Origin of the sequence: Planococcus koreensis (assembly GCF_004761975.1) — a bacterium.
GTDB lineage: Bacteria > Bacillota > Bacilli > Bacillales_A > Planococcaceae > Planococcus > Planococcus koreensis.
This window is the reverse complement of sequence record NZ_RQII01000004.1, coordinates 60,967-68,572: the sequence shown is the minus strand read 5'-3', so window position 1 is coordinate 68,572 and position 7,606 is coordinate 60,967. Positions and strand designations below refer to the sequence as shown.

Here is a 7,606-nt window from a genome sequence, read left to right as displayed (position 1 = left end):
CTCTTTTTCCAGCGACGAGGAGACTGAAGCCAGGCCCGCGGAAAGCATCCGTCTGAAGCGAAATGCCAAACAATCAACTAAATGTTTCAACAGTATGAAAAAAACAGGCAGAAGCTCTGCCTGTCATTTTTCCATATCCATTTTAAATTCCAAAAACAATTCGTTGTAGACGCCAAGCATCTCAAGGCCCAGGTTTTCATAGACTTCGAGGCGTTCGCGCATTTCTTCTGTCGGATAGAAACGATCGTCTCCGGTAACTTCAGGATCCATTAACTCCATCGCGGCCTGGTTCGGTGTCGAATAGCCGACATATTCGGCATTCTGCGCGGCTACTTCCGCATCCAGCATGAAATTGATGAATGCGTGTGCGCCTTCGACATTATCGGCAGTTTTCGGAATGATCATGTTGTCGAACCATAGATTTGAACCTTCCTCCGGTACGGAAAAATCAATTTCCTCATTGACGTACATCATATCGGCTGCCTGGCCCGACCAAGTCAATGCAACAGCCGCTTCTTCGCGGCGCATCATTTCAACGATTTCGTCGCCGATGATCGCTTTCGTATTGGGGCCGAGCGTCTTCAGTTTATCCGTTGCTTCACGCAACTCGCCGAGATCGGTTGAATTCAGCGAATAGCCCAAGCTGTTGAGGCCCATACCGATCACTTCGCGTGCGCTGTCGACGAGGATGACTTCCTGCTTCAAAGACGGGTCCCAAAGATCGTCCCAGCTTTCGAACGTCTGGCCGTCAAGCAAGCTCGGGTTGAAGGCGATGCCGACGGTTCCCCAAAAATAGGGGATGGAATATTTGTTGCCCGGATCAAAAGGCAGATCCAGGAAATAAGGGTCGATGTTTTGGAGGTTCGGGATCTTCTCCAAATCAATCGGGATCAGCAAATCGTTTTCCTTCATTTTTTCGATGGCGTATTCAGAAGGCATGGCGACGTCATACGAAGTGCCGCCTTGCTCAATTTTCGTCATCATGGCTTCGTTCGAATCGAAGGTTTCATAGATGACGTTGATGTTCGTTTCTTCTTCAAATTGCGCGACCAATTCCGGATCGATGTATTCGCCCCAGTTATAAACAGTAATTGTTCCGCCTCCAGATGCAGAAGAGCCTTTTTCCAGTGCGGATACTACGTAAATCAGCAATGCCGAGACGATGAGGATCGCTATGCTTGTCTGTACGATGCTTTTCATATCACAGGCCTCCTGTTCCTGGCGTATTGCGAGACGCACGCTGGCTGAAGCTGTAATAGCCGATCACCAGTCCAAGCGTGACGATGAAGATGAGAGCTGACAATGCATTGATCGTCAATGTGATACCGGCGCGTGCCATAGAGTAGATTTCTACCGATAATGTGGAAAAGCCATTGCCAGTGACAAAGAACGTCACCGCGAAATCGTCCAATGAATACGTCAGCGCCAAGAAAAAGCCGGCAAAAATTCCGGGCTTGATGAACGGGATGATGACCCTCGTCAGGATATCGCGTTTTGATGCACCAAGGTCTGCCGCTGCATCGATCAAGCTATCGCTCATTTCCTGCAGCTTCGGCAGCACCATGATGACAACAATTGGAATGCTGAACGCGATGTGCGAAATCAGCACGGACGCAAAGCCGAGCTTGACGCCGATCATCGTGAACAAAATCAGGAATGATGCCCCGATGATGACGTCCGGGCTGACGATCAAAATATTATTCAGCGACAAGACTGCGCTGCGCATTTTGCGGTTGCGCAAGAAGACGATGCCGATCGCGCCGAGCACGCCGATTGCGGTCGCGATCAGCGACGACAGCAAGGCAACTATCACTGTGTTCATCAAAATGATGATAAGGCGGGTGTCGCTGAAAACAGCGCCGTAATGCTCCAACGTAAATCCTTCGAACGATGACATCGTGCCGCCGCTATTGAATGAATAGAAAATCAGGTAAAAAATCGGTGCATACAGGATGATGAAGACCACAGCCAAATAGGCTTTGCCTTTCTTACTTAATTTTCCCATTTGCCATGCCTCCTTTGTCGCGCTGTCCGGTCAGCATCATGATGATGATCATGAACAAGATCAGGAATACGGCAATTGTCGAACCCATGCCCCAGTTTTGGGTGACAAGGAATTGCTGTTCGATGGCCGTACCCAGCGTGATGACTTTATTGCCTGCGATCAAGCGTGTGATGACGAACAGCGACAGGGCAGGGATGAATACGGCTTGGATGCCGGATTTCACGCCGTTGATGGCGAGCGGAAAAATGACGCGGCGGAAAGTCACCCATGAAGAAGCGCCTAAATCGCGTGACGCGTCAATCAATGCGGGATTCATTTTGTCGAGCGAATTGAAAATCGGCAAAATCATGAACGGAATGAAAATATAAACCGACACGAAGATAAAGCTGAAATCAGTAAAGAGAATCTGCTGTTCGCCGATGCCAATCGCTTTCAGGAATCGGTTCGCCGGGCCATAAAGCCCGAAAATGCCGATGAACGCATAGGTTTTCAATAATAAGTTGATCCAAGAAGGGATGATGATCAATAGGAGCCATAATTGCTTATGCTTCGTCTTGGTCAGCCAATAGGCTGTCGGGTACGCAACGATCAGCGTGAATACCGTTATCAGGAAGGCATACCAAAACGAGCTGAGTGTCAGCCGCAAATAAACGGAAGAGAAAAAGTTCTTGTAATTATCGAACGTCAAATTGCCGCTGATGTCAAAAAATGAATAATAGACGATCAGCGCAATCGGTGCAATGACAAAGAGTGCAATCCACAAATAATAAGGGATCAGGTAGAAAGGGCGCGATGAATTATTTCTCATGGCTTTCAGCCCCGTAAGATTCAAGCCGCGCGTCAAATGCTTCTTCGGTTTCGTTCAAGCGCATGACGTGGATGGCTTCAGGTTCGAAATCGAGCCCGATGCGTGAACCGACTTCCGCTTTTTTAGTGGAATGGACAAGCCATTCGTTGCCCACTTCATCGAGTGTGGAAATCTCGAAATGCACGCCGCGGAATAATTGCGTGTCGACGACGACCGCCATTTTTCCTTGCTCGACCGAAGTGATTTCCAAATCTTCCGGACGGATGACGATTTCAACTTGCTCGTTCGGGTTCAAACCCTGGTCGACGCATTCGAATTCATTATTGGCGAAACGTACCCGGTAATCGGCGGCCATGACACCGGCAACGATGTTCGATTCACCGATAAAGTCCGCCACAAAGCGGTTGATCGGCTCATCGTAAATATCCATCGGTGTCCCGCTTTGCTGGATTTCTCCATCTTTCATGACAAAAATCTCATCGGACATCGCGAGTGCCTCTTCCTGGTCATGGGTGACGAAAACGAAAGTCTTGCCCAAACGCTGCTGCAATTCCCGCAATTCGTACTGCATTTCGGTGCGGAGTTTCAAGTCCAATGCGGACAATGGCTCGTCCAGCAAAATCACTTCCGGGTCGTTGACGATTGCGCGGGCGATGGCGACGCGCTGGCGCTGGCCGCCGGACATCTCCAAAATTTCACGGTTCTCATAGCCTTTCAAATTGACGAATTCCAACGCTTCTTTGACGCGGCGGTCGATTTCGGCTTTTTTGACTTTCTTGATGCGCAGGCCGAATGCGACATTTTCAAAGACATTCAAATGAGGGAAGAGGGCATAATCCTGGAACACCGTGTTTACTTGGCGCTCGTTCGCAGGTATCTTATTGACTTTCTTGCCTTCGATATAGATATCGCCTTGCGTCGGCGTAATAAAGCCGGCAATCAAACGAAGAATCGTCGTTTTGCCGCAGCCCGATGGACCGAGGAGTGTATAGAATTTCCCTTTTTCCAGCTCAAAGCTGATATCTTTCAGCACCGGAGCCTCCCCGTTATAAGTTTGTGTCACGTTATCAAATCGGATGATTGATTGGTCAGACATATGATCCCTCCTGGTTTATAAATAAGATTGTGTGGCGACAATGATCAATTCCGTTTTGCCGTCTGCATTATTGATCAATTGGTGATTGTCGGAAGCTTCGTAATAAATGGAGTCACCGGTATTTGCTGTGTATTCAGTGCTGCCAAGGACCAGGCGAACGCTTCCTTCAATAACATAGATGAACGTCTCCGCCAGGGAAGGCTCGAACCGCTTGAAGTGCCCGTTGCCGTAGAGCGTCAAATAAACCGGTTCCATCTCTTTTTCATTTGAAGTGGCGACGAGCCAATCTATTTCGTAGCCGGCTTCCTCGTCTTTGTGCACAACATGGTCTTGCGGCGTATACCTGATTTTCGTTTCTTTATCTGTATCGTCAAAAAAATCTCTGGGCGTCGTGCCCAGCACTTCAAGCAAGGAAAAAAGAGTTTCAATCGAAGGGGAGTTCATATCCCGTTCGAGCTGGGAAATAAACCCTTTGCTCAGATCTGTCCGCTCGCCAAGTTCTTCTTGTGTCAAACCGTTCTTTAAGCGCAGGCGCTTGATTTTTGCCCCGATCTCCATATTATCCCTCCATTAAGAATTACTGAGCCAATCAAACGAAAGTTTAGTTAAAGTAGATTGAAAGTTTACTATTAGCATCTTTTATTATACAAAAAAACAGAGGAGAGTCAAATTGATATTATTTAAACTTAATTGGAACATATCTATTGCTTTTTACTGCAATGATTTACTATCATAGAGAAAGTGCAAAACACAAAACATACAATGACAGCGAACTTATAAATTAATTGGCTGCGCCATCGCATTGATGGGCGCCGGGAATTCCATGCAACGGAATCCCAGCCACCGCTCGCAGCAAAACGGAAAAAGCTTAACCAATTTTGGGAGTGATTTGAGTGAATAGCAAAATGAATTTTTTCTTGGACCCTAAAAAACGTGTAGTCCAAAAATCTTCTATTATGAATTACAAACAAGAACAGCAGGGACTTTACCTTTTGGCAGATAAAAAGTTCATCAACTGGATGGACGTTCATACGTATTGCCATTCCTGCCTGTCAAAACTGACATTCGACGACGAATTTGATGCGAGCTATTGCTCAGGCTGCAACGAATGGCGCGAAGAGAAATGCAGCGATGCCACATGCGAATATTGTGACAAACGGCCGAAAAGGCCGCTGGATCCCCGCCGATGAGCGGGGTTTTTTATTGTCTTTTAGTGGTGGATAAGTGGGGAAAACGCAACAAGGCTTGTCAATCCATCTGGTACTTGTGATAAAATGAGAACAGTCAATGAGTTTGGGGGATGGACATGAAAAAGGAATTCGTAGTAATAGGGCTAGGGCGCTTCGGCGGCAGCATTGTCCGTGAACTGATCGAACAGGACGCAGCCGTCATGGCGATTGATAAAGACTCGGAACGGGTGGATGAATTTGCGTCAATTGCGACTCAAGCGGTAGTAGCGGATACAACAGATGAAACCGTACTTAAATCGCTGGGCATCCGTAATTTTGAGCACGTCATTGTCGCGATCGGCGAAAACATTCAGGCCAGCATCCTGACAACATTGATGCTCAAAGAGATCGGGGTCAAGCAAATCACCGTAAAAGCCCAAAACGACTATCATGCGAAAGTGCTGAACAAAATTGGTGCTGACCGCGTCGTCCACCCGGAACGGGATATGGGCATACGCATTGCGCATAATATGCTGTCGAACAACGTACTCGATTATTTGGAGCTGTCAGACGAGCATTCGATTGCAGAAGTCCAGGCCAATGAAAAACTTGCAGGACGCACATTGATCGGCCTCGATATCCGCGCAAAATACGGCATCAACATTGTTGCCATTAAACGCGAAAAAGACATCATCGTGTCACCGCAAGCGGACATGGAAATCGAGTTGGCGGATGTGCTGATCATTATCGGCTCGGATTCGGACATCAACCGCTTTGAGAAAAAAGTATTGAATTAAACGCTAAAAAAGACAGTCCCGCAAGCCATCAATGGCTTGCGGGACTGTCTTTTTAGTTCTGTTTACACTTCCATGATGACCGGTAAGATCATTGGGCGGCGTTTTGTTTTTTCGAACAGGTACGGTCCTAAGACATCGGAAATGTCATTTTTAAGTTCTGACCATTCCGTATCCTTGCCGTGGATCTTTTTCTTCAAATGGCGGTTCAGCATTTGCTGGGCTTCGTAGATCATCGTGCCGGATTCTCTCATATAGACGAAACCGCGGGAGATGATATCCGGGCCAGACACCATTTTATTGTTCTTCATGTCGACACTGACAACGACGATAACCAGCCCTTCCTCAGAAAGGACGCGGCGGTCGCGTAAAACGATGTTGCCGATGTCGCCAATTCCGCTGCCGTCGATGTAAACATCGCCGGAAGGGATGCGGCCGGCAACTGAAGCTTCGTTTTCGCCCATTGCCAGCACGTCGCCATTTTCCATGATGAACGTGTTTTCACGCGGTACGTCGCAATCGACAGCAAGTTCAGCGTGCTGTGCTTGCATCCGGTATTCCCCGTGAATTGGCATGAAGTACTTCGGTTTGATCAAACGCAGCATCAATTTGTTTTCTTCCTGTGACCCGTGGCCGGATGTATGGATATTGTTCAACGAACCGTGGATAACATCAGCCCCGGCGCGGAACAGCAAGTTGATCGTGCGGTTGACGCTGCTCGTATTGCCCGGAATCGGGGAAGACGAGAAGACGACTGTATCATTTGGCTGGATCTGAATTTGGCGGTGTGTGCCGTTAGCGATGCGCGACAGAGCCGCCATCGGTTCACCTTGGGAACCAGTGCAAAGAATCAATGTTTTGTTTGCCGGCAATCTGTTCAAGGTTTGGGTATCGACAAAGGCATCTTCAGGCGCATTGATATAGCCAAGTTCACGGCCAATCGTCATGGCGTTGTCCATGCTGCGGCCGAATACCGCGATTTTGCGGCCTTGCGCTACCGCTTCATCTGTAACTTGCTGCAAGCGGTAAATATTCGAAGCGAATGTAGCAAAGATCAATCTGCCATCCACTTTTCTCATAATGTCTTTGATCGTTTCGCCGACTTTGCGTTCCGACATCGTGAAGTTCGGAATTTCAGCGTTTGTGCTGTCGGACAGCAGGCAAAGAACGCCTTCGCTGCCGATTTGAGCCATTTTCAACAAGTTCGCCGGTTCGCCGACAGGTGTGAAATCGAATTTGAAATCTCCTGTATGGACAATGCTGCCAGGCGGCGTTTTAACGACAACGCCGAACGAATCCGGAATACTGTGGGTTGTGCCGAAGAAGCTGACAGAAGTTTTGCGGAATTTGATAACATCGTCTTCCCCAATTTCGATCATCTTCGTTTGGCGCAGCAAACCATGTTCTTCCAATTTTTTGCGGAGCAGGCCTAAAGCGAGCTTGCCGCCATATACCGGGATATTGATCCGTTTCAATAAATAAGGGATGCCGCCAATATGGTCTTCGTGGCCGTGTGTGATGAAAAGGCCTTTGATCTTATCAGCGTTCTTTACCAAATAAGTGTAATCCGGAATTACATAATCGATTCCGAGCAAATCGTCTTCCGGAAATTTGATGCCGGCGTCAATCAGGATGATTTCATCCTGGAATTGCACGCCGTATGTGTTTTTGCCGATTTCGCCTAGTCCGCCGAGGGCGAAAACTGCAACTTGATCATTTTTAACGAATTTCATC

8 protein-coding genes are annotated in these 7,606 nt (G+C 47.9%); 2 read left to right on the top strand and 6 right to left on the bottom strand.

Annotated elements, in window-relative coordinates; genetic code table 11:
* Nucleotides 1–123: 123 nt before the first annotated feature.
* From EGV91_RS00840 to EGV91_RS00820, 5 genes are read right to left on the bottom strand one after another with little or no spacing between them, the layout of a single operon-like run.
* The gene (locus EGV91_RS00840; protein WP_135500279.1) at nt 124–1,200 is read right to left on the bottom strand and encodes an ABC transporter substrate-binding protein; all 1,077 of its coding nucleotides are present in this window, start codon (nt 1,198–1,200) and stop codon (nt 124–126) included.
* Nucleotide 1,201: 1 nt separating this feature from the next.
* Nucleotides 1,202–2,005, bottom strand: coding sequence for an ABC transporter permease (locus EGV91_RS00835; RefSeq protein ID WP_135500278.1), 804 nt, complete (start codon nt 2,003–2,005; stop codon nt 1,202–1,204).
* Nucleotides 1,989–2,813 (bottom strand): ABC transporter permease, encoded by an 825-nt coding sequence (locus EGV91_RS00830; protein WP_135500277.1) that lies wholly within the window; start codon nt 2,811–2,813, stop codon nt 1,989–1,991. The genes EGV91_RS00835 and EGV91_RS00830 overlap by 17 nt, the downstream gene beginning before the upstream one ends.
* Nucleotides 2,803–3,909, bottom strand: coding sequence for an ABC transporter ATP-binding protein (locus tag EGV91_RS00825; protein ID WP_135500276.1), 1,107 nt, complete (start codon nt 3,907–3,909; stop codon nt 2,803–2,805). Before EGV91_RS00825 ends, EGV91_RS00830 begins: the two co-directional genes overlap by 11 nt.
* Before the next feature lie 15 nt (nt 3,910–3,924).
* Nucleotides 3,925–4,467, bottom strand: a complete 543-nt coding sequence (locus EGV91_RS00820) for a helix-turn-helix domain-containing protein (protein WP_135500275.1) — start codon at nt 4,465–4,467, stop codon at nt 3,925–3,927.
* Between the two features lie 335 nt (nt 4,468–4,802).
* On the opposite strand from EGV91_RS00820, the gene EGV91_RS00815 reads away from it, so the two are divergent.
* Nucleotides 4,803–5,099 (top strand): hypothetical protein, encoded by a 297-nt coding sequence (locus EGV91_RS00815; RefSeq protein ID WP_135500274.1) that lies wholly within the window; start codon nt 4,803–4,805, stop codon nt 5,097–5,099.
* A gap of 116 nt (nt 5,100–5,215) precedes the next feature.
* Complete coding sequence (locus EGV91_RS00810; protein ID WP_135500273.1) at nt 5,216–5,875, top strand: potassium channel family protein; 660 nt, start codon at nt 5,216–5,218, stop codon at nt 5,873–5,875.
* Nucleotides 5,876–5,937: 62 nt separating this feature from the next.
* Here the strand turns inward: EGV91_RS00810 and rnjA are convergent, their stop codons facing one another.
* Nucleotides 5,938–7,605 (bottom strand): ribonuclease J1, encoded by a 1,668-nt coding sequence (gene rnjA, locus EGV91_RS00805; RefSeq protein ID WP_135500272.1) that lies wholly within the window; start codon nt 7,603–7,605, stop codon nt 5,938–5,940.
* Nucleotide 7,606 lies beyond the last annotated feature (1 nt).

What these genes read in the sequence shown, in the direction of transcription:
- EGV91_RS00840 (WP_135500279.1), bottom strand. Translation starts at nt 1,200, where the DNA reads ATGAAAAGCATCGTACAGACAAGCATAGCGATCCTCATCGTCTCGGCA.
- EGV91_RS00835 (WP_135500278.1), bottom strand. Translation starts at nt 2,005, where the DNA reads ATGGGAAAATTAAGTAAGAAAGGCAAAGCCTATTTGGCTGTGGTCTTC.
- EGV91_RS00830 (WP_135500277.1), bottom strand. Translation starts at nt 2,813, where the DNA reads ATGAGAAATAATTCATCGCGCCCTTTCTACCTGATCCCTTATTATTTG.
- EGV91_RS00825 (WP_135500276.1), bottom strand. Translation starts at nt 3,909, where the DNA reads ATGTCTGACCAATCAATCATCCGATTTGATAACGTGACACAAACTTAT.
- EGV91_RS00820 (WP_135500275.1), bottom strand. Translation starts at nt 4,467, where the DNA reads ATGGAGATCGGGGCAAAAATCAAGCGCCTGCGCTTAAAGAACGGTTTG.
- EGV91_RS00810 (WP_135500273.1), top strand. Translation starts at nt 5,216, where the DNA reads ATGAAAAAGGAATTCGTAGTAATAGGGCTAGGGCGCTTCGGCGGCAGC.
- rnjA (WP_135500272.1), bottom strand. Translation starts at nt 7,605, where the DNA reads ATGAAATTCGTTAAAAATGATCAAGTTGCAGTTTTCGCCCTCGGCGGA.